The 21,672-nt window shown below is 70.2% G+C and carries 17 protein-coding genes and 1 tRNA gene; 9 read left to right on the forward strand and 9 right to left on the reverse strand.

Annotation, left to right across the window (positions count from 1 at the left end; genetic code table 11):
• Nucleotides 1-127: 127 nt before the first annotated feature.
• On the reverse strand, nucleotides 128-1,648 hold the full coding sequence (locus tag ACWDA7_RS36830; RefSeq protein ID WP_450610291.1) for an MFS transporter: 1,521 nt from the start codon (nucleotides 1,646-1,648) through the stop codon (nucleotides 128-130).
• 62 nt (nucleotides 1,649-1,710) lie between these two features.
• On the opposite strand from ACWDA7_RS36830, the gene ACWDA7_RS36835 reads away from it, so the two are divergent.
• Nucleotides 1,711-2,685: a helix-turn-helix transcriptional regulator gene (locus ACWDA7_RS36835; protein ID WP_450610293.1), complete on the forward strand. Its 975-nt coding sequence runs from the start codon at nucleotides 1,711-1,713 to the stop codon at nucleotides 2,683-2,685.
• A 172-nt stretch (nucleotides 2,686-2,857) separates the two neighbouring features.
• Here ACWDA7_RS36835 and ACWDA7_RS36840 read toward each other — a convergent pair whose 3' ends face one another.
• Nucleotides 2,858-3,529 carry a TetR/AcrR family transcriptional regulator gene (locus tag ACWDA7_RS36840; protein WP_450610319.1) on the reverse strand — a complete coding sequence of 224 codons (672 nt, stop codon included), beginning with the start codon at nucleotides 3,527-3,529 and terminating at the stop codon, nucleotides 2,858-2,860.
• A 365-nt stretch (nucleotides 3,530-3,894) separates the two neighbouring features.
• Entirely contained in the window at nucleotides 3,895-4,893 is a 999-nt protein-coding gene (locus tag ACWDA7_RS36845; RefSeq protein WP_432928722.1) for a sigma-70 family RNA polymerase sigma factor, read from the reverse strand.
• Between the two features lie 170 nt (nucleotides 4,894-5,063).
• On the opposite strand from ACWDA7_RS36845, the gene ACWDA7_RS36850 reads away from it, so the two are divergent.
• On the forward strand, nucleotides 5,064-5,582 hold the full coding sequence (locus ACWDA7_RS36850) for an N-acetyltransferase family protein (protein ID WP_450610295.1): 519 nt from the start codon (nucleotides 5,064-5,066) through the stop codon (nucleotides 5,580-5,582).
• On the opposite strand, the gene ACWDA7_RS36855 is transcribed toward ACWDA7_RS36850, so the two are convergent.
• The gene (locus ACWDA7_RS36855) at nucleotides 5,579-6,385 is read right to left on the reverse strand and encodes a dioxygenase family protein (protein ID WP_450610297.1); all 807 of its coding nucleotides are present in this window, start codon (nucleotides 6,383-6,385) and stop codon (nucleotides 5,579-5,581) included. The two genes, ACWDA7_RS36850 and ACWDA7_RS36855, sit on opposite strands and share 4 nt — an antisense overlap.
• Before the next feature lie 100 nt (nucleotides 6,386-6,485).
• Between ACWDA7_RS36855 and ACWDA7_RS36860 the strand changes: the two genes are divergently transcribed.
• Nucleotides 6,486-6,989 (forward strand): MarR family transcriptional regulator, encoded by a 504-nt coding sequence (locus ACWDA7_RS36860; RefSeq protein WP_432928727.1) that lies wholly within the window; start codon nucleotides 6,486-6,488, stop codon nucleotides 6,987-6,989.
• Between the two features lie 227 nt (nucleotides 6,990-7,216).
• On the opposite strand, the gene ACWDA7_RS36865 is transcribed toward ACWDA7_RS36860, so the two are convergent.
• Both ACWDA7_RS36865 and ACWDA7_RS36870 read right to left on the reverse strand, forming a co-directional pair.
• Entirely contained in the window at nucleotides 7,217-8,752 is a 1,536-nt protein-coding gene (locus ACWDA7_RS36865) for an MFS transporter (protein ID WP_450610299.1), read from the reverse strand.
• 162 nt (nucleotides 8,753-8,914) lie between these two features.
• Nucleotides 8,915-9,559 (reverse strand): TetR/AcrR family transcriptional regulator, encoded by a 645-nt coding sequence (locus ACWDA7_RS36870; protein WP_450610301.1) that lies wholly within the window; start codon nucleotides 9,557-9,559, stop codon nucleotides 8,915-8,917.
• A gap of 431 nt (nucleotides 9,560-9,990) precedes the next feature.
• Between ACWDA7_RS36870 and ACWDA7_RS36875 the strand changes: the two genes are divergently transcribed.
• Nucleotides 9,991-11,265, forward strand: coding sequence for a M6 family metalloprotease domain-containing protein (locus ACWDA7_RS36875; protein ID WP_450610303.1), 1,275 nt, complete (start codon nucleotides 9,991-9,993; stop codon nucleotides 11,263-11,265).
• 89 nt (nucleotides 11,266-11,354) lie between these two features.
• Nucleotides 11,355-13,016 (forward strand): IclR family transcriptional regulator domain-containing protein, encoded by a 1,662-nt coding sequence (locus tag ACWDA7_RS36880; RefSeq protein WP_450610305.1) that lies wholly within the window; start codon nucleotides 11,355-11,357, stop codon nucleotides 13,014-13,016.
• A gap of 116 nt (nucleotides 13,017-13,132) precedes the next feature.
• Here ACWDA7_RS36880 and ACWDA7_RS36885 read toward each other — a convergent pair whose 3' ends face one another.
• The 3 genes from ACWDA7_RS36885 to ACWDA7_RS36895 form a co-directional block, all read right to left on the reverse strand.
• Nucleotides 13,133-13,765, reverse strand: a complete 633-nt coding sequence (locus tag ACWDA7_RS36885) for a ScbR family autoregulator-binding transcription factor (RefSeq protein WP_450610307.1) — start codon at nucleotides 13,763-13,765, stop codon at nucleotides 13,133-13,135.
• Between the two features lie 102 nt (nucleotides 13,766-13,867).
• On the reverse strand, nucleotides 13,868-15,100 hold the full coding sequence (locus ACWDA7_RS36890) for a cytochrome P450 family protein (protein ID WP_450610309.1): 1,233 nt from the start codon (nucleotides 15,098-15,100) through the stop codon (nucleotides 13,868-13,870).
• Between the two features lie 168 nt (nucleotides 15,101-15,268).
• Nucleotides 15,269-15,976: a ScbR family autoregulator-binding transcription factor gene (locus ACWDA7_RS36895; RefSeq protein WP_450610311.1), complete on the reverse strand. Its 708-nt coding sequence runs from the start codon at nucleotides 15,974-15,976 to the stop codon at nucleotides 15,269-15,271.
• 277 nt (nucleotides 15,977-16,253) lie between these two features.
• Between ACWDA7_RS36895 and ACWDA7_RS36900 the strand changes: the two genes are divergently transcribed.
• From ACWDA7_RS36900 to ACWDA7_RS36915, 4 genes are all read left to right on the forward strand, one after another.
• A complete protein-coding gene (locus tag ACWDA7_RS36900) occupies nucleotides 16,254-18,134 on the forward strand; it encodes an acyl-CoA dehydrogenase family protein (RefSeq protein ID WP_450610313.1) in 1,881 nt (626 codons plus the stop codon).
• 377 nt (nucleotides 18,135-18,511) lie between these two features.
• Nucleotides 18,512-18,584, forward strand: a tRNA-Arg gene (locus ACWDA7_RS36905).
• A 105-nt stretch (nucleotides 18,585-18,689) separates the two neighbouring features.
• A complete protein-coding gene (locus ACWDA7_RS36910; RefSeq protein WP_450610315.1) occupies nucleotides 18,690-20,747 on the forward strand; it encodes an ADP-ribosylglycohydrolase family protein in 2,058 nt (685 codons plus the stop codon).
• A 56-nt stretch (nucleotides 20,748-20,803) separates the two neighbouring features.
• Complete coding sequence (locus ACWDA7_RS36915) at nucleotides 20,804-21,589, forward strand: 8-oxoguanine DNA glycosylase OGG fold protein (RefSeq protein WP_450610317.1); 786 nt, start codon at nucleotides 20,804-20,806, stop codon at nucleotides 21,587-21,589.
• Nucleotides 21,590-21,672: the final 83 nt, after the last annotated feature.

Below are 21,672 nucleotides of genomic sequence, written 5' to 3' on the forward strand. Positions count from 1 at the left end.
TCGACCTCGCCATCGACCTCGCCATCGACCTCGCCATCGACCTCGCCATCGACCTCGCCATCGACCTCGCCATCGACCTCGCCATCGACCTCGCCATCGACCTCGCCGTCGAGGCGAGGAACGCGGCTCAGGAGGCGAGCACCGGCTCCTCGACCCCCTTCGGCGCCGGTTCGGCCTGCCCGCCCTCCACATGCTGCGCGGGCCGCCTGGGCAGGGCGAACATCAGCAGGAAGATCGCCACCAGCACCGCGGCGACCCAGCCCAGGGCGTGCTCGAAGGCATGCACGAAGGCGGGCCCCACCTGTGCCGGGGTCAGCCGGTCGCCGATCTCGCCGAAGAAGACCACCGAGACCAGCCCGAGGCCGAGCGCGTTGCCCATCTGCTGGACCGTGTTGATGAGGCCGGACGCCGAACCGGAGTGTTCCCGCGGTACCTCGGACAGGATCGCGTCCGTCAGCGGGGCGACGATCAGTCCCATGCCCGCGCCCATCACCACCAGTGGCAGGGCCATCTGCCAGGAGGCGATGGCGAGGCCGTACCGGGCGGACTCCCCGATGTAGAGGAGCACACCCGCCGCCATCACCAGTGCACCCGCCTGCAGCACCCCGCGGCCGAAGCGCGGCACCAACTTCTGCACGGACAGCCCGGCCGCCGTCGAGACCGCGATCGAGAACGGCACGCCCGTCAGGCCCGCGCGCAGCGCGCTCCAGCCGAGCCCGACCTGCATGTACAGCGTCCAGACCAGGAAGAAGACACCGAGGCCGACACCGAAGACCGTCTGCACCGCGATACCCGCAGCGAAACTCTTCACGCGGAACAGGGAGAGTTCCACAAGCGGGGACCCGTCCCGCACGGCCTTCCGCTTCTCGTACGCCACGAGCGCCGCGAAGACGACCAGCGCGCCCGCCATCGACGCGTACCCCCACAGCGGCCAGCCCAGCTCCCGGCCGCGTGTGAGCGGGTAAAGCAGCATGAGCAGACCGAGAGTGACCAGCGCCACGCCGACGAGGTCGAGGCGCAGGGCCCGCGGTGCCTTGGACTCCGCGATGTAGCGCCGGCCCAGCAGGAACGCCCCGATGCCGACCGGCAGGTTGATCAGGAAGATGGGCCGCCACTCAAGACCGAAGAGGTTCCACTCGGTGAGGAGTGCGCCGAGGAGCGGTCCGGAGACGGCCCCCAGTCCGACGATCGCACCGAAGAGCCCGAAGACCTTGCCCCGCTCGTGCGCCGGGAAGGTGGCGTGCACGATCGACAGCACCTGCGGCACCATCATCGCGGCCATCGCGCCCTGCAGGATCCGTGAGGCCACGAGCATCTCGGGGTTCGCGGCGAAGCCGCACAGCGCCGAGGCGATCGTGAATCCGCCGATGCCGATCAGGAAGAGCCGCCTGCGGCCGTGGATGTCCCCGAGCCGGCCGCCGGTGATGAGCCCGGCGGCGAAGGCGAGCGCGTACCCGGCGGTGATCCACTGGATCTGGCTGAACGATGCTCCCGCGTCCCGCTGGATCGACGGGATGGCGATGTTGACGATCGTGACGTCGACCAGGTCCATGAAGGCCGCGGTCATCACGATGGCGAGCGCGAACCAGCGACGACGGTCGCCGGGGTCGGTGGTGCTGCTGCTGAGTGTGGTCTCCGTGGAGGTCATGGTCCGAAGCTAGGGCCGCAATAGGTCAGATTGTGTCCTAGTTCTACGGCATCCTCGGATTCATGACGACCGACACTCCGGCGCGCCTTCTCCAGTTGCTCTCCCTCCTGCAGACCCCACGCGAGTGGCCGGGTGCCGAGCTCGCCGACCGGCTGGGGGTGTCCCGGCGCACGGTCCGCCGGGACGTCGACCGGCTGCGCGAGCTCGGCTATCCGGTCCAGGCCAGCAAGGGTGCCGACGGCGGGTACCGGCTGGTCGCCGGGAAGGCGATGCCGCCGCTCGTGCTCGACGACGAGGAGGCCGTGGCGATCGCGGTCGGGCTGCGCGCCGGCGCCGGGCACGCGGTCGAAGGCGTCGACGAGGCGTCGGTACGGGCCCTGGCCAAGCTGGAACAGGTGCTGCCGGCCCGGCTGCGCCACCGGGTCACCACCCTCCAGGCCGCCACCAGCGCCCTGACCAGCGGCGACGGGGCGAGTATCGCGCCCGAGACGCTGACCGTGATGGCCTCGACGATCGCGGGGCACGAGCGGCTGCGGTTCGCCTACCGCTCCGGGGACGGAACGCCGTCCCGGCGCCAGACCGAGCCGTACCGGCTGGTGTCCACGGGACGCCGCTGGTATCTCGTCGCCTACGACCTGGAGCGCGACGACTGGCGTACGTTCCGGGTCGACCGGGTCAGCGAGCCGTTCGCGACCGGCGCGAGGTTCGCCCCGCGGGAGCTGCCTGCGGGGAGCGCGGCGGAATATCTGCGGCAGTCGATGTACCGGCGCCAGGAGGCGTACGAGTTCGAGGCGACCTTCGCCGCGCCCGCGGACGTCGTCGCGGCGCGCCTGCCGCGCTGGTTCGCGGAGCCCGAGCCGCTCGGCGACCACAGCTGCCGGCTGCGCGGCACGTCGAGCGACTCCGTGGAATGGCTCGTGGTACGGCTCGCCATGACCGACTGCGAGTTCATGGTGCACCGGCCCGCCGAACTGGTCGCCTGCGCAAAGAACTTGGGTGAGCGACTGAGCCGGGCGGCTCAGGCCTCGAAGGACTGAGCAGTACGGCTCGACGGAAGGTGGGCGGCCCGCACCGAAAACGGGCGCGGCCCGGAGGGAGTTGTGCGGGCCGCCGAGCCGGTCAGCGCGCGAGAGGCCGGCACCGCAGAAAACAGCTGCGCGCGAGAGGGCCGGCACGGGGAGCGCTGCGCGGCCGGCCTCCCGCAGAAAATCAGCCGATCTCCCACACGAAGTCCCGCAGGGCCTCCAAGTTGCGTACGGCGAGAGCGGCGGGCCCGTGCGGACCGGCTGGCGATTCGTCACTCGCGGCCCAGCTCTCCACCGCCACGCGTACGGCGGCGGAGGCGACGGCGGCGGTGAAACGCAGCGCCGGCGTCACGGCATCCGACGGATCGTCACCACTCCGCGTCCGCGCCGCGAGCACCTCTGCGAGTTCGTGTTCCGCGGCCTGGCAGATCTCGGCCCAGACCTTGGTGAGCGCGGGGTTGGTGCCAGTCAGACGCAGCAGGGCGCGGACCCACTCGAGGGACCTCGCGGAGACGCCGACGCCGTGGGTCAGGGTGTGGACCGCTGCGTGGTGCAGGGCGTCGGCGACGGTGAGGTGGGCGGGGGCGTCGCGGACGGCCTGCGACCACCTGCGGGCACCCGCCGAGAACAGCGGGGCCAGCGCCTCCTCCTTGGTGGCGAAATAGCGGTAGAAGGTGCGCGGTGCCACCCCGGCGGAGCGGGCGATGTCCTCGGCCCGGGTGGCGCGCAGGCCGTTCGCCATGAAGAGTCCTGCCGCGGCCTGGGCGATCTCCATCCGGGTCGCCGCCTTGCGCCGCTCGGTGAGGGAAGCTCCCTCGGGTTCTTGCGCCGTACGGGCGGGAGATGTCCCGCTCATACGTTTCGTACTGGTCACGACGGCAGGTTATGCCGCTGTGGCACAATCTGCCATTCGGGCCGCCCCGGGGTTCAGGTTCGGGGCGGCCCATCGGCTCGCCCTGTCCGGAGCAGGCAGGAAAAGGGCCGGGCCCCGGCGCCTAGGGGGGAGTGGCACCGGGACCCGGCTGGGGAGAGTCCCGGCGCCGGGGGGAGTGCGTCGGGACTCGGCTCTGGAGGGCGCGGACCATGCGGTCCGGCCCGTGCTGTGGACGGACCCGGAGGGGTTGTGCCCCGGACCCGGTGGGTTGAAGCGACGGAACACGCCAAGTCGTCCGGCGAGAAGGGATCCGCCGGCCGGTGTCGCACACCGGCCGTACGAAACCGTCACGCCGCCGCGTCAAAGCCCGTCTGCCGCGCCAGCTTCTTCAGTTCGAGCAGGGCGTGCTTCTCGATCTGCCGGATGCGCTCACGCGTGAGGCCGTGCTCCTTGCCGACCTCGGTCAGCGTGCGCTCCCGGCCGTCCTCGATGCCGTACCGCATCTTGATGATCGAGGCCGTACGCTCGTCGAGCCGCCCGATGAGGTCGTCCAGCTCCTCGCTGCGCAGCAGCGTGAGCACGGACTGCTCCGGCGACACCGCCGACGTGTCCTCCAGCAGGTCCCCGAACTGGGTCTCGCCCTCATCGTCCACCGACATGTTGAGCGACACCGGGTCGCGGGCCCAGTCGAGCACGTCACTGATGCGCTCGGCCGTGGTGTCCAGCTCGGCGGCGATCTCGGCGGGCTCGGGGTCGCGCCCGTTCTCACGGTTGAACTCGCGCTGCACCCGGCGGATCCGGCCGAGCTCCTCGACCAGGTGGACGGGCAGCCGGATGGTCCGGGACTGGTCCGCGATCGACCTGGTGATCGCCTGACGGATCCACCAGGTCGCGTACGTCGAGAACTTGAAGCCCTTGCGGTAGTCGAACTTCTCGACCGCTCGCACCAGACCGGCGTTGCCCTCCTGGATGAGGTCGAGCAACGGGAGGCCACTACGCGGATAGCGGCGCGCCACGGCGACGACGAGCCGGAGGTTCGAGCGGATGAAGATGTCCTTGGCCCGCTCCCCCTCCGCGACCAGGGCTTCCAGCTCCTCACGGGTGGCATCGGCCTTGGCCTCCTCCTCCCCGTCGAGGATCTGCCGCGCGAACACCCCCGCCTCGATGACCTGGGACAGCTCGACCTCCCTGGCGGCGTCGAGCAGCGGCGTACGCGCGATCTCGTCGAGGTACATGCCGACCAGGTCGCGATCGGCGATCTCGCCGCCATGGGCGCGAACACTGTTTGCCGCGTCGACGGTCTCGCCTCCGGCGGACTTGCGACGGGCGACGGCACGGGTTGCCATGCGTGCTCCCTTGCGATGGTGGGCTGGCGGGTGGTCCAGTGACGCTTCGGACACCCTTCCGGGTGCCCGGCATCCGAAGGAAACAACGACTGGAATCAGGACAGAATTCCCAACCCGTCCCTCAATTTTTCTGATCATGCAGTACCCTGTGCCGCCATCAGGGAGGCCGGATGCCGTCGGAACGTACAGAGGTGCAGGTCAGGCCGGGAGTCGAGGGTGACCTCGTAGCCCTCACGGACATCTACAACCACTATGTACGTGAGACGCCCATCACCTTCGACACCGCGATCTTCACCCCGGAAGAGCGACGTCCTTGGCTGCTCTCCCACCCTGAAGACGGCCCGCACCTGCTGAAGGTTGCCGTGGCACCGGACTCACAGGAGATTCTCGGGTACGCCACATCCAGCGCCTTCCGTCCGAAGCCGGCGTACGCGACCTCGGTGGAGGTCACCGTCTACCTCGCCCCGCACGCGACGGGCCGCGGGGTCGGCGCACACCTCTACCAGTCTCTCTTCGAGTCCCTGACCGAGGAGGGTCTCCACCGCGCCTACGCGGGCATCGCCCAGCCCAACGAAGCGTCCGTGCGGCTGCACGAACGCTTCGACTTCCGGCACGGGGGCACGTACCGCGAGGTGGGGTTCAAATTCGGACGTTACTGGGACGTGGCCTGGTACGAGAAGGAGCTCTAGCCGGCGGGCCAGCCGAACTGCACCGACCTCTTCGCCAGACCCATCCAGAACCCGTCGATCACGGACCGCTGCGCGTCCAGTTCCCCCGCCGCGTCCGCCGCGCCCATGGTCACGAAGAGCGGGGCGAAGTGCTCCGTACGGGGGTGGGCGAGGCGGCCCGCCGGGGACTTGCGGGTGAAGTCGAGCAGGGCGTCGACGTCTTGGGCCTCCAGCGCGCGGTGGCCCCAGTCGTCGAACTCCGCCGACCAGCCCGGCACTCCACCCGCATGGCGCAGTGCGGCCAGGTTGTGGGTGAAGAAGCCGGAGCCGATGATCAGCACGCCCTCGTCGCGCAGCGGGGCCAGCCTGCGGCCGATCTCCATGAGCCGGACGGGGTCGAGGGTCGGCAGGGAGATCTGCAGGACGGGGATGTCGGCCTCGGGGTACATCTCGACCAGGGGCACATACGCGCCGTGATCCAGACCGCGGTCCGGCATGTCCTGCACGGGGGTAGGCAGGAGCTTGCGCACCGACTCGGCGAGCTCGGGGGCGCCTGGGGCCGCGTACGTCACCCGGTAGTAGTGCTCGGGGAAGCCCCAGAAGTCGTAGACCAGCGGCAGCGTCCGCACCGCGCCGAGGGCGAGCGGGGCCTCCTCCCAGTGGGCGGAGACCATGAGGATCGCCCGGGGACGCGGCAGCCCTGCGGACCAGGCGGCAAGCTGACCGGGCCAGACGGGGTCGTCGGCCAGCGGGGGCGCACCATGACTCAGATAGAGGGCGGGCATGCGCTCGGGCGCGGTGCGCTCCTCGATGACGGCCGACATGGCGGCTGCCTCCTTCGTATTACTTGAACTCTCAAGTTACTCGACAGAGACTACCCCCGATTTGTTTAAGTTTCAATAAGAGGCCTCGTAGAGTGGGGGCATGAAGACGGCACCCGCTGATGACACTCGCTGGCTCACCGACGAGGAGCAGCGCACCTGGCGTGCGTACATGCACGCCGTCACTCTTCTCGAGGACCATCTCGACCGCCAGTTGCAGCGCGACGCGGGCATGCCGCACGTGTACTACGGACTGCTGGTCCAGCTCGCCGAGGCACCGCACCGGCGGCTGCGCATGACCGAGCTGGCCATGCAGGCCAAGATCACGCGTTCCCGGCTCTCGCACGCCATCGCCCGGCTGGAGAAGAACGGCTGGGTGCGGCGCGAGGACTGCCCCTCCGACAAGCGCGGCCAGCTCGCCGTCCTCACGGACGAGGGATACGACGTACTGTCACGCCACGCGCCCGGGCATGTGGCCGCCGTGCGCCAGGCGATCTTCGACCGGCTCACCCCCGAACAGCAGAGGTCCCTCGGCGAGATCATGTCGGTCATCGCCGAGGGACTGCAGCCCAAGGAGGCGGGGGCGGACCTGCCCTGGCTCCGCTGAACCCGTCCCCCGTACGGCGCAGAGGCCGTGCCGTCGCTCCGTCCGCGAACGGGTCCGCCCCGGTCCCGCGCTGTGGCGGAACCGGGCGGACCCCCGGAAGACCTGCGGACAAAGGGCACCCGTCTCTCATCCGCGGGCGTAGTCCCGTGCACGAAGTTCCGTGAGCGAAGTGCCTCGTGGGCGGTCCGTGCGCGAGGAGCCGCGCACGGGACCCGACGTACCGGCCGTCAGTGGGCGACCACCGGGACCTGCACCTCGTCCTCGACGCCCTCGCTCTGCCCGGAGACCGACTGGGCTCCCGGGCGACCGGCGTTGACCAGGGTCAGAGCGACGGCCGCGGCGACGACGAGGATGCCGACGGCGAACCAGATCGCGCTCGCGTAACCGTGCACCTGACCCTGCAGCTGAACCAGCTGCGCCTGGGACTTGGAGGTGGCGGTCGCGATGTGGTCCTTGATGTAGGACGTGGTCGCCGAGGCCGCGATCGTGTTGAGCAGGGCCGTGCCGATCGCGCCGCCGACCTGCTGCGAGGTGTTGACCATCGCGGAGGCGACACCGGCGTCCCGCGGCTGCACACCGTGCGTGGCCAGGGCCATCGCCGGCATGAACGCGGTACCCATACCGAGGCCGAGCAGCAGCATGGCCGGCAGCACCACCGAGGCGTACGACGAGCCGATCTCCAGCTGGGCCAGCAGGAACATGCCGGCGGCGGCGCCCAGGAAGCCGGGGCCCATCAGCAGCCGCGCCGGGACGCGGGTCATCAGACGGGTGCCGATCTGGGTGGAGCCGGTGATCATGCCCGCGATCATGGGCAGGAAGGCGAAGCCGGTCTTGACCGGCGAGTAGCCCTTCACGACCTGCAGGTAGTAGGTCAGGAAGAGGAACGTGCCGAACATCGCGATGATCGCGAGACCGAGGGAGAGGTAGACGCCTCCACGGTTGCGGTCGGTGATGACGCGCAGCGGCAGCAGCGGGGCCTTGACCTTGGACTCGGTGAGCACGAAGGCCACGAGCAGGACGGCGGCCGCGACGAACAGGCCGACCGTCAGAGAATCGCCCCAGCCGTCCGACTCGGCGCGCGTGAAGCCGTAGACGAGCGAGACCAGGCCGAGGGTGGAGAGGATGACGCCCGGGATGTCGAGCGGCGAGCGGTTGCGGCCGCCCTCCGGCTCCCGGATGACGAAGTAGGCGCCGGCCGCGGCGACGACGGCGAACGGGATGTTGACGAAGAACGTCCAGCGCCAGTCCAGGTACTCGGTGAGGAAGCCGCCGAGGATCAGACCGACGGCGCCACCGCCACCGGCGATCGCACCGTAGATGCCGAAGGCCTTGGCGCGCTCCTTGGCGTCCGTGAACATGACCGCGAGCAGGGACAGCGCGGCAGGGGCGAGGAGTGCGCCGAAGATGCCCTGGAGAGCACGGGAGCCGAACATCATCGCGCCGCTCTGAGCGGCACCGCCGAGCGCGGAGGCGAGGGCGAAGCCGGAGAGGCCGATGACGAAGGCACGCTTACGGCCCCACAGGTCGGCGACCCGGCCACCGAAGAGCAGAAGACCACCGAAGGCGAGGGCGTAGGCCGTCACCACCCACTGGCGGTTGCCGTCCGAGATCCCCAGATCCTGCTGGGCGGACGGAAGTGCGATGTTCACGATGGTGGCGTCGAGGACGACCATCAGCTGGGCGAGCGCGATGAAGACCAGCGCCCGCCATCGGTTGGAGTCGGGAGCGGAAGCGCCCGGGACGCTTCGGGCTGTTTCAGACATGGAGGTACCCACTTCGGGACTTCGTGACGGAAATGTCGGAGCTCGTAGGCGGAAAAGGGCGTCAGTCGGCACGGCACGTCGCCGGTGACGGCCGAGGCCCTGTCGTCAGTAGGAGACGGGGTCTTCGGTGGGAAGACGGGCGGAGCCCGTGGAACTAATCGCTCAGGCCTGGCGGAGATCCTCCATGGTCACGGCCGTGCCGGGCAGTTCGGAGCGGGCCGGGGCCCGCAGACCGTCCAGGAACAGCTGCAGATGACGGTGGACGAAGCGGTCGAGGCTGAGGCAGCCGGTACCCGCCGGCGGCCTGCTGAGCTGCGCGACCGCGATCATCAGGTCCCCGCGCTCGACATCGGGACGGAGCTGCCCGGCCGCGCGGGCGCGGTCCATGATCTCCTCGATCAGCTGCTCGAGCCGCTCCCGGGCCGCTTCCAGCTCGGGGTGGTGCTCGTCGAACGCGGTGGCGACCATCGGGCACAGCGCGCCGATGCGCTCGTCGGCGACTGCGTGCACGAAGTGGGACAGGGCCTCGAAGGCGTTCCCGGTCTCGGCGAGCGCCCGCTCGGCGCCCTCGGACGTACGGTCCATGACCGAGCAGACGACCTCGCGGACCAGCGCCTCACGGTCGTGGAAGTTGCGGTACACCGTGGCGTTGCCCACGCCGGCCCGGCGGGCGATCTCGTCGAACGGCACGTCGGGGCCGAACTCGACGAACATCTCCCGGGCGGCGGTGACGATCCGCTCCCGGTTGCGCAGGGCATCGGCACGCGGCCGGGACACACGGCGCTGCACGGGGGTCGCGGTCTGCACGGCGCACTCCTCGTTGGAATGGAACGCGATCTGGGGACCCAGTCCCCGTTTCGCTCGGACACAGGCTTAAACGGGGAATCGATCCCCGGTTATTTCCCCACCCGGCGCCCTTTTCGTGTGAGCTGAGCCACATCGCGGAGGGGGTCCTCCATCGCCCCATTCGCGCCGTAACGACACCACCACCCCTTGCGCCCCAACGCCTCGGAGCGCATCTCGAACCCGGGCCGTCCCGTCATCCCTTCCGCACGCGGAAGGCCTCGGACCAGCCACCTGCACCTCCCCCGAACCTCTCGGACCGGCCGCCACACCCTCCCTTCGGCGCCCGGGTCCCCTCGTTCGGTCCGCCTCAGCGAGCGCCCGCACCGCCCTTGACTCAGGGTGAGCACATGGGCGCTTTCCGTGACCAGTCGTGAAGCGAAGGGGACCACTGCATGCTGCTGTCCCGCCGCCGGATACACACGCGCCGTGTCGCCTCGATCGCCTCGGTCACCGTCCTCACCCTGGCGGTCTCCACCTCCGCGGGCACCGGATATCTGATCGGGGGGGCCTCCACGGCGGGATCCGCCGCGCGGTCCCGTGCCTCGGCACTCGGCCCCTGCATGATCCACGGCCGTGCGGGCATCCAGATGCCCGAGTCCATCCCGACATCCCGTGGCTACGCCCGCTCCACCGGCACCATCCGCGCGCTGACGCTGATGATCGACTTCCCTGACGTTCCCGGCCAGGGCAGCGCGCTGAGCCGGTACGCGGAGTTCTTCCCACAGACCCAGAAGTGGTTCGCCACCAGTTCCTACGGCCGCCTCGACTACCGCCCCGAGGCCCCGATACGTCACTGGCTGCGGATGCCCAAGCCGTTCAAGGCGTACGGGCTGGAGCGCGGCGCGCCCTTCGACCCCGGCTACCGCCTGCTCGTCCAGGACATCGTGGCCACCGCCGATCCGCAGGTGGACTTCCGCCGCTACGACCTGGTGAACGTGCTGGTCACCCCCAACGCGGGCCCGGCCGCCCTGGACACCGTCCTGTCGGTGACGTTCGCGGGCAACCCCGATGCCCCGGTCGCCGACGGTATGCCGATCTCCAACGCGTCCTTCATCTACAGCCGCCAGGACGACGGCTCCGGCTCCTACCCCACGACCGGCTACCGGGTCCTGCCCCACGAGAACAACCACACCTTCGGCCTGCCCGACCTCTACACGCAGGAGGGCGGGACGGCCGTCGGGCATTGGGACATCATGAGCGAGGACTGGGGCGCCAACAACGACCTGCTGGGCTGGCACAAGTGGAAGCTCGGCTGGCTGAAGAGCTCCCAGGTCAGCTGTGCGGTCACACGGGGCACCACCGAGTACACGCTCACCCCCCTCGGCCGCGCCGGCGGCCGGAAACTCGTCTTCATACCGATCAGCTCCAGGGCTGGGTACGCCCTCGAACTGCGCACCCACGCCGGAAACGACGCGGAGGTGTGCAGGCCCGGCATCCTCATCTACCGGGTCGACGCGGACGTCGACACCGGCAGCGGACCCATCACGGTCTACGACTCCCAGCGCAACAGCGGCGGCTGCACCCGAAGCCCGAACGTGCAGGCCGAACTGTCCGACGCCACGTTCCAGCCCGGGCAGACCTTCACGGACCCGAAGACGGGGATCGTCGTCACCGTCGTGGGCACGACGCCCACCGGCGACTACCGGGTACACGTGACCCGGCGGTGACCGGTCCCCGGGCCGTACGGGGGGTCCGGGACGGCGCACGACGCGGGCGAACACGGCGGATGCGCCCGGCCCGGCATTACCGTGACTTCATGCTCCCGAACGTCAACGCGGCCACGGCGATCCCCGCCGAAGCCGTCACCCCCCTCGTGCGCGGGCTCACCGTGCTGCGGCGGCTCACCGACGCCGACGGCAGCTGCAGCCTCAGCGCTCTCGAGCGGGCCAGCGGGCTCGCCCGGTCCACGGTCGACCGGATCACGGCGACGCTCGCCCGCATGGGGTACGTACGGCTCGACGGCCGGGACGCCCTGCTCGCCCCGCGGCTTACGGAGCTGGGCAACGCCTATCTGGCGGCGCTGCGGCTCCCGAAGCTGCTCGATACACATGCGGACGCGCTCGCCGACGAACTGGACGAGTCCGTGTCCCTCGCGGTCCCCGATCGGGACGGCATCCGCTTCATCCATCAGGCGACCCGCCGCCGTGCGATGTCGCTGAGCTTCCGCATCGGTGATCTGCTGCCCGCGGAGCGGACCGCTCCAGGCCCGCTGTTCGCGACGGAGTGGGACGAGGCGGACTGGAAGCGCTGGCGCGAGCGCCGGGCCACGGACCCCGAGGACCGGGGCTTCCCCGCGGTGCCGGCCCGCAGCCGCCCGCTCGACGGATCGGACGGCACCACCCTCGGCGACGACTTCGAGGACCGCACCGAGCAGGCGCGGGTGCAGGGGTGGGCACTGGACGACCAGCTCATCGAACCGGGTCTGGTGGCACTCGGCCTGCCCGTACGCGAGGAGAACGGCCGGATCGCCTGTGTGGTCAGCGTGGTCAGCCACACCAGCCGGCATTCTGCCGACGACCTGCGCCGGGCCCTGCTGCCCCGGCTGAGCACGGCGGTGGAGGCGATGGAGCGGGAGCTGCGCGAGGCCCCGCCCGCCGACCCCGCCGCGCCTTCCGGGCTCGCGACCTGGACCGGGGCGTCCAAGCAGGAGCTGGGGCGTGACTTCGTGGAGTCACTGGCGCGCGGGCTGACGGTGATCACCTCCTTCGGGGAGGGCCGCCGTGCGATGACGCTGTCCGAAGTGGCCGAGGCGACGGGCTTGGCGCGGGCCACGGCCCGGCGCGCGCTGATCACGCTGGAGCACCTCGGCTACGTCACCGCCCACGACCGTGCCTTCCGGCTCACCCCGCGCGTCCTGGGCCTCGGCTTCCCGCCGCTGTCCCGGGTGTCGCTTCCGGACATCGCCGTCCCGCACCTGACCGAGCTGTCCCAGCTCCTGCACGAGTCGACCTCGTTGGCGGTGCTGACGGGCGACGACATCCAGTACACGGCCCGGGCGGCCCCGAGCCGCATCATGAGCGTCAACTTCACGGTCGGGACCCGGTTGCCGGCGTATGCCACGTCTCTGGGCCGGGTCATGCTGGCGGATCAGACGGAGCCGAGGCTGCCGAAGCCGGTCTCACTCACACCGCGTACGGTCACGGATCCGGCGGAGCTGAGGGCCCTGCTCGGCCGGGTGCGGAGTCAGGGGTACGCCCTGGTCGACGGGGAGTTGGAGGAGGGGCTGCAGTCGATCGCGGTACCGGTGCGGGACCGCGACGGCCGGGTGGTCGCGGCGGTGAACGTCGCCATGCACAGCAGCCGCCTGACGCAGGACGAGTGCGTCAGCGATGTGCTGCCGGAACTGCGTGCGGCAGCGACGCGGATCGAGGCGGATCTGCATGTGGCCGGGCGGTTCAGAAAGGTGCCGAGCATCTGAGACCAGGCGTGGAGCCGACTGACGGATGGCCGGAGCGCCCAGAGGGCGTGGACCCGGCTGGGCACGGAATACCAAACCGGATGTGCGGTTCTTTCCCAGGATTTCCGGCCATCGCGTCAGCCCGCCTCCGCCCGTCTCCCCGAAGCCGCCACCAGTCGCAGCGCCGGCGGTGAGGCGATACGCGGCAGGAGCAGCGCCCAGAAGCGTGTGAGCGTGATGCGGGAGAGCCAGCGCACATCATGGCCGCCGAGGACGGCGAAGCCCACCGTCGCGCCGACCACCGTGGCCGCCAGGTCCCGTGGCGGCACGTCGGAGAGCAGCCCCTCCCGCGCGGACCGGACGACGGTGTCCTCCACCCAGGAGTGCCAGTACTCGTAGAGGTCCTCGCCGCGGCCCGCCGCCTCCGCCCTGTCACCGAGGTCGAATCCGGCACGCAGGACGACATCGCGGCACAGGCCCTGCATAAGGGCGTGGCTCGTGTCGACGAGGGCCTGGAGGGAGCCGCCGAGCTGCGGCGGCGGCCGGTCGGCGGAGACGATCCGCCGGAAGCGCTCGGCCGCCGCCGCCCGCACTCCCGTGGCAAGAGCCGCCTTGCTGGGGAAGTGGAAGTGCAGGGCTCCGTTGCTGACCCCGGCCCTCGCACTGATGGCCGACAGCGACACCGCCTCGAAGCCGTCCCGGCTGAACAACTCGGCGGCGGAACCGATCAGGGCGTTGCGCGTCCGTACCGCACGTTCCTGCTTGGCCATCGGTCGCTCCATTACTGCGGGGACTCAGGAGATTAACAAACCGTATGTGCGGTTTTCCAGAGGCCAACATCAGAATTCATCCCAACCAAGGGACAACCAGGATCAGTTGGGGCGAAGCACGACCGGCATGGCCGCATAGCCGTTGACGATGAAGGACGGCACTGGCTCCACCAAGTCCAAGGGGACAGCGAGCTGAAGGTCGGGGAAGCGGGCGAAGAGGGCCGCGAGCGCGGTGGTCGCCTCGAGCCTGGCCAGCGGTGCGCCCAGGCACCGGTGCACACCGTGCCCGAACCCCAGGTCGTCGCGCCGGCCGGGCCGCAGCACGTCGAAGACGCCGACGTCCTCCCCGTACACCACGGGATCGGAAGCCGCACCGGCGAAGGAGACCAGGATCGGGTCGCCCTGCTTGATGTGCACGCCGTCCAACTCGATGTCCTCGACGGCGAACCGCATCGGGGAGTACGCGGCGGGACCGTGCGTGCGCAGCATCTCGGCCACCACATCAGCCCACTCCGCGCGGCCCTCGCGGACGTGCGCCCGCTGCTCCGGGTGGGCGCACAAGGCACCGACCGCATTGGTGATGAGGGTGCAGGTGGTCTCCTGGCCTGCGGCGATCATCAGATAGAGGGTGCCGAGGAGTTCCTGCTCGGTCAGCCTGCCGTCGTCGCTGTCGCGGGCCTCGATCAGCGCGGTCGTCAGATCGTCGCCGGGCCAGGCCCGCTTCTCGGCGGCAAGTTCGGCCAGCATGCCGAAGACCCGGACCTGCGCGGCCGCCATCTCGTCCCCGGGGACGGATGTGCCGAACACCAACTCCAGGTCTGTACACAGGGGTTCGCGCGCCTCCTCGGCGACACCGAACAGCTCGCAGATCACCCGCATGGGCAGCAGCTTGGCGAACCCGGCCCGCAGATCGACGGTCTCGCCGTCCGGCAGCACGGCAAGGTCGTCGAGCAGTGCGCCGGTGATCTCCTCGACCCGAGGCCGCAACGCCTCCGTGCGCCGGGCGGTGAAGGCCGCGGCGACCAGCCGGCGCAGCCGCGCATGGCCCTCCCCGTAGGCGAAGAGCATGTTCTCGTTTGCCACCCATGGATACAGCGGCCAGTCCTCGCCGATGCGGCCCGACACGAAGTCCGGCCAGTGCTGCCGGGCGTCCTTCGACACCCGCGGATCCATGAGGAGTTGCTTGACGTACTGCTGCCGTACGACGGCCCAGGCGCGCACCCCGCCCGGCAACTCCACCTCCACGGCCGGTCCCCGGGTCCGCAACGTCGCGGTCTCACCTGCCAGGTCACGCCCGGTCACATCGAGGGCGTAGGGGCATGCGGTCATGTCCATCCGTGCACTCCGTTCGGTTGTGGGCCCGTTCGGCATTCGACGCGGCGGCGCCGCCGGGGCGCACCGCGGTGGAACTGTTGCGCACGTTCAGAGATAGAGCGGTGGTCTCCGTTGCCCGGGCCGCTTCGCCCGGCTGCTCCACGCCCGCCCGGACCCGCACCGGGCAGGTCAGTCACCCGTACCGGTCGCTTCCGGTTCGTGCTCGCGACCGTCCGACTCAGGTCGCCGCACCGCCGCTTCGTACACCTTCAGCCCCCGCTCCGGGGAGAAGTCCAGCCTGACCAAGACCCCCGGCACGGCGACGGACGGCATCAGATGCCGGTAGAGGTCGGCCACCCGCTCGGGCAGGTCCTCCCGCTCGGTCATGATCCGCGAGTACACCTGGACTCCGGTGAAGCCGGCGACGAACAGTTTGGCGAGCGCGGCCACATCGGCATGGGGAAGGATCTCCCCTCTCCGCTTGGCCTCTTCGAATACGGCCTGGGTGTGCTCGGTCCACGCCTGCATCGGCACCCGCCGGTTGAGGTGGTCCTTGGGCGACCCCTGGTCCACGGTCAGACGCACACTGCCCTGGACGATCGGGTCACCGGTGCCCTTCTTGAGCAGGTACGCCAGCAACAGCGCCTGGTCCAGCGACTCCTGAAGCTTCAGGTCCTGCTGCGGGACGGGCGGGAGCGAGGTGACCTGCGCGGCCAGTACGGCCTGGGCGAGCTCTTCCTTCGAGGCGAAGTGGAAGTAGAGGGCGCCCTTGGTGACACCCGACCGCTGCAGCACGTCGGAGATCGTCGCCGCCTCGTATCCGACCTCGTCGAACACCTCGGCCGCGGCGATCAGGATCGCCTGCCGCGTCCGAATGGCCCGCTCTTGCCGTGCCACCCGCATCCTCCGTACCAGCGTTGATGCCACGGACAATAAAACCAGCCGAACGGTTTTTCAACCCTGAAGAACCGGTTCTGATAGACGCGGAGGGATCGGCCCGGAAGGACGGGAAAAAGGCCCCTTTCCCCACTCGATGCCCCACTTCAAGTCGCCGCGCCCGCACGGGAACAAGGGTGGAGAGGCCCCGAGGGAACCCTTGAAAACAAAACCGGGTGGTCCGTATCTTCGATCGCGCGCTTCACACCTGATCCCACCCACACCAGGGGGAAGCTCGATGACTGTCACAGCGTCCGAGACGTTGGCGACGACGGCGGACCGGACGGAACCGCAGGAACCGGAACCGTCCCCGTACGCCATGGAACACCGGATCGCCGGCGAACTGACGCACCTCCTGTTCGAAGGCGCCGACCGCGACCTCAGGCACGGCATCTGGCGAAAAACGATCTCCGGCGACGCGTTCTCGTACCGGCCGGACCTCTCCCCGGCCGAGCGGGCCGCGCTGTCGTACGAACGCCTGCACCTGATCAACGACGTCCTCGACGACCCGGTGGCCTTCGCCGGCGACCCGCACCGGCTGGCCGCGCTGCACGAGTGGACCGGACCGGTGGACGGCGGGCTCACCACTCTTGCGAGCATCCACTACAACCTGTTCCTGGGCAGCCTGGTGGACCACGACCAGGCGGGCCGGGACCTGTCCGCGTTCACCTCCCTGCGCCACACAGGAACGTTTCTGTGCACGGAGCTGGAGCACGGCAACGACGTGGCCTCGATGGAGACCGTCGCGGTCCTCGACCGAGCGAGCGGCGGCTTCCACCTGCACACGCCGACACCCGGCGCGCGGAAGTTCATGCCCAACACCAGCCGGACCGGCGGCCCCAAGACGGCGGTCGTCGCGGCCAGACTCATCGTGGACGGCGAGGACCAGGGCGTCTTCCTCTTCCTCACCCCGCTCAGCGACCACACGGGCCGGCTGCCAGGGGTGACAGTCCGCCGGTTACCCGAGCGCACGGGCACGCCGGTCGACCACGCCCTCACCTCCTTCGACCACAAGTGGCTGCCGCGTGAGGCCCTCCTGCAGTCCGACCACGGCCGCCTCGACCGCGACGGCGCGCTGACCAGCAACCTGGGCAACAAGCGCAAGCGGCTCCTGCGCTCCATCAACCGCGTCACCATGGGCAAGCTCTGCATGAGCGCCGGAACGCTGGGCATGGCCCGCGCCGCACTCACCATCGCGGTGCGCTACTCCCACAGCCGCCTCATCGCCGGCCCCAGGGCGAGCGAGCGCATCCCTGTCGCCGCGCACCGCAGCCACCACGGCCGTCTGCTGGACGCGCTGGCGACGGCGTACGCGATGACGTTCCTGCACCGCACGGTGGTCGACCGGTTCGCCGCACACACCGAGGAGACCCGCGAGGAGGTCGAACGGCTCGCGGCGATCACCAAGGGCTGGATCACCTGGCAGGCGCGGGACATAACCGTCGAGTGCCGCGAACGCTGCGGCGCGCAGGGCCTGTTCCCCGCCAACGGCATCGCGGACCTGCCGGCCAACATCGAGGGCGGCATCACAGCCGAGGGCGACAACCTGGTGATCTGGGTGAAGGCGGCCTCCGAGATGGTCTTCGGCCACGAGACGAAGCCGGACACGGTGCGGCGCGGGGACACGGGGGACCTCATGGACCTCCCCTTCCTCCGGTCCCGGCTCGCCCACGCCGAGGCCATCTGGCAGACCCGGGCCCGCGCGGCCCTGCGCGGGGGCCCGTCCGGCGATCCGGTCGGCCGCTGGAACGTCACTTCGGAGGCCGCCCTGGAGATGGTCTCGGCACACGCCCGCCTGAAGGCGGCGGAAGCGTTCAGCGCAGCGGCGGACAGCACCGCGGCCCCCATGACCCGCCGGCTCCTGCACTCCTTGTGCCGCCTGTTCCTGCTCCGCAACCTGCGCGACCACACCGGCGACCTCCTCGCCGAGGGCCACCTGACCCCGGACCAGGTCCGAGCCCTGCCCCAAACCCTGGACACCGTCGTAGCCGACCTGGCCCCGCACATGACGACCTTGGTGGACGCCTTCGACTTCCCGGCGGAGCGGTTGTCGGGGATACCGATCGCCAGTGGGGGTGCGATTGGGCGGACGGCGGGGACGGGGGCAGGGGGCTCCTAGGGGTTGCTCTTGAGGGGGTGCTTGACCGTGCGAGCGCGCAAGGTAATCGACCAGTGACAAAGAGCGCCGAGCCGCCTTCCGGCCGAGTCCGGATCGCGGAGGGGACCGCTGGGCGTGCCCCGTACGCACAACCCACCCGCGAGGAGGCACCGGCGCGGGTGGTCCGGGCGCTGGGCTGTGCCGGTTGCCTCGAGCCGCGACGGTCCAGGTTGTGTGGGTCCGGACGGGTTGCCGGGCAGACGGCAAACACGGCTCGGGCAGAACAAGGGCGACCACCGGGGAGACGATCCGCTAGGCTGTCACCGGTCGGCTGCCGCCGGGGGCACGCCTACGGGATCGAGATCCGACGGCCCAGTCGACCACTGGGTGAAAGCCCCGCCTTCGTAGCTCAGGGGATAGAGCACCGCTCTCCTAAAGCGGGTGTCGCAGGTTCGAATCCTGCCGGGGGCACAGTGTCTGACCTGCGTCGGAGCATCGAACAGGCCCCCCGAAGTGATCTTCGGGGGGCCTGTTCGGCTTCAAGGGGAACGAAAGGGGAACGCGCCGTTATGCAGCGTGTGGGCGCGGCGGCTGGACGAGGCGGAGGCCCACCCGCCGCACCACTTCGGCAACAACGGCTGGGTGGTCCACGCGCTCCAGGCGGCCTGGTCGGCGATCACCCGTACCGCCGTTCCCGAATTGCTGCCCGCCAAGGGCAGCTTCCCCGCCCAGCACCTGCGTCTCGCCCTGGAGGCGGCGGTGCGCGCCGGGACGGACACCGACACCGTCGCGGCGATCGCCGGCGCCCTGCTCGGCGCGCGCTGGGGCTGCTCCGGCATCCCGCTTCAGTGGCAGCAGGCTGTCCACGGCTGGCCCGGCCACAGGCAGGCCGACCTGGTCCGGCTTGCCGTGCTCACCGCCCGCGGCGGGAGCGACGACGCCGCCGGCTGGCCCTCGGCGCAGCGCATGCCGGTCCCTTCACAGTCCAGCCGGGCCTTCGCCATACACCACCCGCACGACCCTGGGGTGGTACTGGGCAACCTGGCCCTGACTCAGCGTGCCGAGCCAGTCCCCGTCGATGCCGTGGTCTCGCTGTGCCGGGTCGGGACGGACCCGATCCTCCCCGGCGCCGACATCGAGCATGTCCGCGTCTGGCTGGTGGACAGCCAGGGACACAACGCCAACCTCCACTACGTCATGGACCAGGCAGCCCGCCAGGTGCTGCTGCTGCGCCACGCCGGCAAGCGGGTGCTGCTGCACTGCGCGGCCGGGCAGAGCCGAACCCCGGCCGTCGCAGCCCTCTACAGCCACCTGGCCACCGGAACCGACGCCGAAACCGCCCTGAACGACCTGCGCCGGGTGCTGACCGGCGGCTGGCATCTCGACAAGCACCCAGAGATGCAGGACGCGGTGCACGCGTTGGCCACCCCGGCGGCCAGCGGTGGCACCTCTCCGGTGAGCCGGCCGCGAGAGGTCGAGGAAGTACGGCAGGAGCGCGAAGCGGAGCCGGAGCGGCAGGTTGAGTTCTTGAAGGAGAAGTGGGCGGCCTCGCGGGTGCGCGGGCTGCTGCTCGGTCTGGCGGTGGGCGACACGCTGGGCGCGGCCCGAGGCAAGCTACCGGCCGAGGGCTCGTTGCAGGCCGGGGTCAGCACCCAGCTGGCCTGCTTCACCGCCGAGGGCACGATCCGCGCTTGCGTGCGCGGTGACCACAGGGGCCTGTGCCATCCCCCGTCGGTGGTGTGGCACGCCTACTGCCGGTGGGCCGCCCTGCAGGGCATAGAGGTGGAGCGGATGCGGCGCCGCTGGGTCACGGCTGATGACAAAGAGTGGCCCGACGGCTGGCTCGCCCACGTGCCCGTGCTGGCACAGCGGCGCGGTTCGGCGCCGGCGACCGTGGCCGCCCTATCCAAGATCGAGCAGGGCACCATGGAGAAGCCGACGACCACCAGCCGCGGCTGCCATGCGCTCACCCGTACCCTCCCCGTCGCCGTGGCCGTTGCGGGGCACGACCCGCAGTACTGGGTGCGGCAGGCTCGCGAGATCGCCGCCCTCACCCACGGCGACCCCGCCGCCCAGTCCGCCGCGGCCCACGCGACCGTGCTGGCCGCCCACTGCCTGACCAGCACTCCCGAGGTGCAGGAGTCCCTGCTCGTCGCGCAGTCGCAGGTGCGCCAAGCCCTGATGGACGCCATCCACGCGCTTCCTGATATCGACCCCGACCTGTCCAGCAGGGAACGCGTACAGCTCATCAAGACACTTGAGCAGGCCGACAACCATCCTGCCGACCCGAAACGCCTCGCCCACCTCGCCCCGGACGCCACCGCGCCCTCGGCGCTGCTCGGTGGCCTGTATGTCGCCGCCTCATTCCCGGAGCGGGACCAGGTGGACGCCGCACTGCGCTTCGCCGCCGGAGCGCCCGACGGCGACTCGGTGGCCTGCATGACCGGGGCGCTGCTCGGAGCGGCCCACGGCGCGGAGGCACTGCCCGTCGATCTGGTGAGCCGGCATGAACTGGCCTGGGTGCTCGACACCCTCGCCCGCGACCTCGTCGCCCAGATCGTCGACCGTCCCAGCGGTGGCGAGTATCTCGGGGGCTGGGACCCGCACTGGTTGGGCCGCTACCCCGGCTGGTGATCCGCCGAGCGCCCTGAGGGCTTCCCCGAGGCCGACCTCTATCAGCTCCTCGCCTAATGCACCTCGCTGCACCTGCCCGCAGGCCACCTCATCTACGTCGAGGGAAACGTCCCGCACGCCGCGCACCACATCTGCAACACAGGCATCCACATCAAGGAGCCAGAGTGATCGTCCTTCCGCACGATCTAGATCTGCCGGACCGCGACACAGTGCTCGGCCAGGCGTTCCCCTTCGACCGAGCCCGCTGGATATCCGTGCTGCCAGACGCCACGTGGTGGCCGGCCGAACTCGACTCGTGCCCACTCGTAGGCAAGTGGCCGCGGGTGGATCGCCGCACCGTGTTCAGCATCGCTCACAAGGCGGACACTGTGGAAAGGCGTCGGCATCTGCTCGTCGCGGCGCTGGTTTGGGGCACGGGCACCAAGGCCCGGTCAGTAGGCAGACGCGCGCAAATCTTTCGCCCCTGTCCAGGTACTGACATTGACGCGCGACTCGACGCGGCACTAGCGGCGCTCCGAGAGCGAGGAGCTACAGAAGCGTACTGGGCCTTGAACAATGACCAGCACATCCCCTACTTGGGGGCGGCGTTCTTCACCAAGGTCCTGTACTTCGCCGGGCACGAGAGCCCCACCGGGCCCTATCGGCCGGTCATCCTGGACAGCGTCGTCTCGCAAGCCCTCAAAGACCTGAAAACGGTCGACGCCGACTGGCCGGAGAACGGCTGGACCACGGACCAGTACAGGCAGTACCTGGAGGGAGTACACGACCTTGCGAAGAGACGAGGCGTCCTGCCGGACCAGGTCGAGGCGGCGCTGTTCTTTCACGGTAAGCAACTGCCCTGATTGCCAGGCGCCGTACGCGGCATCGGCATGCTCTCTGTGTATCAGCAGCGACGAGCGCACGCTCCCAACGGGACTGAAGCGAC

This window comes from Streptomyces sp. NPDC001156 (assembly GCF_053598275.1).

Bases quoted from the DNA above. Each gene is read 5' to 3' on its own strand.
- ACWDA7_RS36830 (WP_450610291.1), bottom strand. From the start codon at position 1,648: ATGACCTCCACGGAGACCACACTCAGCAGCAGCACCACCGACCCCGGC.
- ACWDA7_RS36835 (WP_450610293.1), top strand. From the start codon at position 1,711: ATGACGACCGACACTCCGGCGCGCCTTCTCCAGTTGCTCTCCCTCCTG.
- ACWDA7_RS36840 (WP_450610319.1), bottom strand. From the start codon at position 3,529: ATGAGCGGGACATCTCCCGCCCGTACGGCGCAAGAACCCGAGGGAGCT.
- ACWDA7_RS36845 (WP_432928722.1), bottom strand. From the start codon at position 4,893: ATGGCAACCCGTGCCGTCGCCCGTCGCAAGTCCGCCGGAGGCGAGACC.
- ACWDA7_RS36850 (WP_450610295.1), top strand. From the start codon at position 5,064: ATGCCGTCGGAACGTACAGAGGTGCAGGTCAGGCCGGGAGTCGAGGGT.
- ACWDA7_RS36855 (WP_450610297.1), bottom strand. From the start codon at position 6,385: ATGTCGGCCGTCATCGAGGAGCGCACCGCGCCCGAGCGCATGCCCGCC.
- ACWDA7_RS36860 (WP_432928727.1), top strand. From the start codon at position 6,486: ATGAAGACGGCACCCGCTGATGACACTCGCTGGCTCACCGACGAGGAG.
- ACWDA7_RS36865 (WP_450610299.1), bottom strand. From the start codon at position 8,752: ATGTCTGAAACAGCCCGAAGCGTCCCGGGCGCTTCCGCTCCCGACTCC.
- ACWDA7_RS36875 (WP_450610303.1), top strand. From the start codon at position 9,991: ATGCTGCTGTCCCGCCGCCGGATACACACGCGCCGTGTCGCCTCGATC.
- ACWDA7_RS36880 (WP_450610305.1), top strand. From the start codon at position 11,355: ATGCTCCCGAACGTCAACGCGGCCACGGCGATCCCCGCCGAAGCCGTC.
- ACWDA7_RS36885 (WP_450610307.1), bottom strand. From the start codon at position 13,765: ATGGCCAAGCAGGAACGTGCGGTACGGACGCGCAACGCCCTGATCGGT.
- ACWDA7_RS36890 (WP_450610309.1), bottom strand. From the start codon at position 15,100: ATGGACATGACCGCATGCCCCTACGCCCTCGATGTGACCGGGCGTGAC.
- ACWDA7_RS36900 (WP_450610313.1), top strand. From the start codon at position 16,254: ATGACTGTCACAGCGTCCGAGACGTTGGCGACGACGGCGGACCGGACG.
- ACWDA7_RS36915 (WP_450610317.1), top strand. From the start codon at position 20,804: ATGCACCTCGCTGCACCTGCCCGCAGGCCACCTCATCTACGTCGAGGG.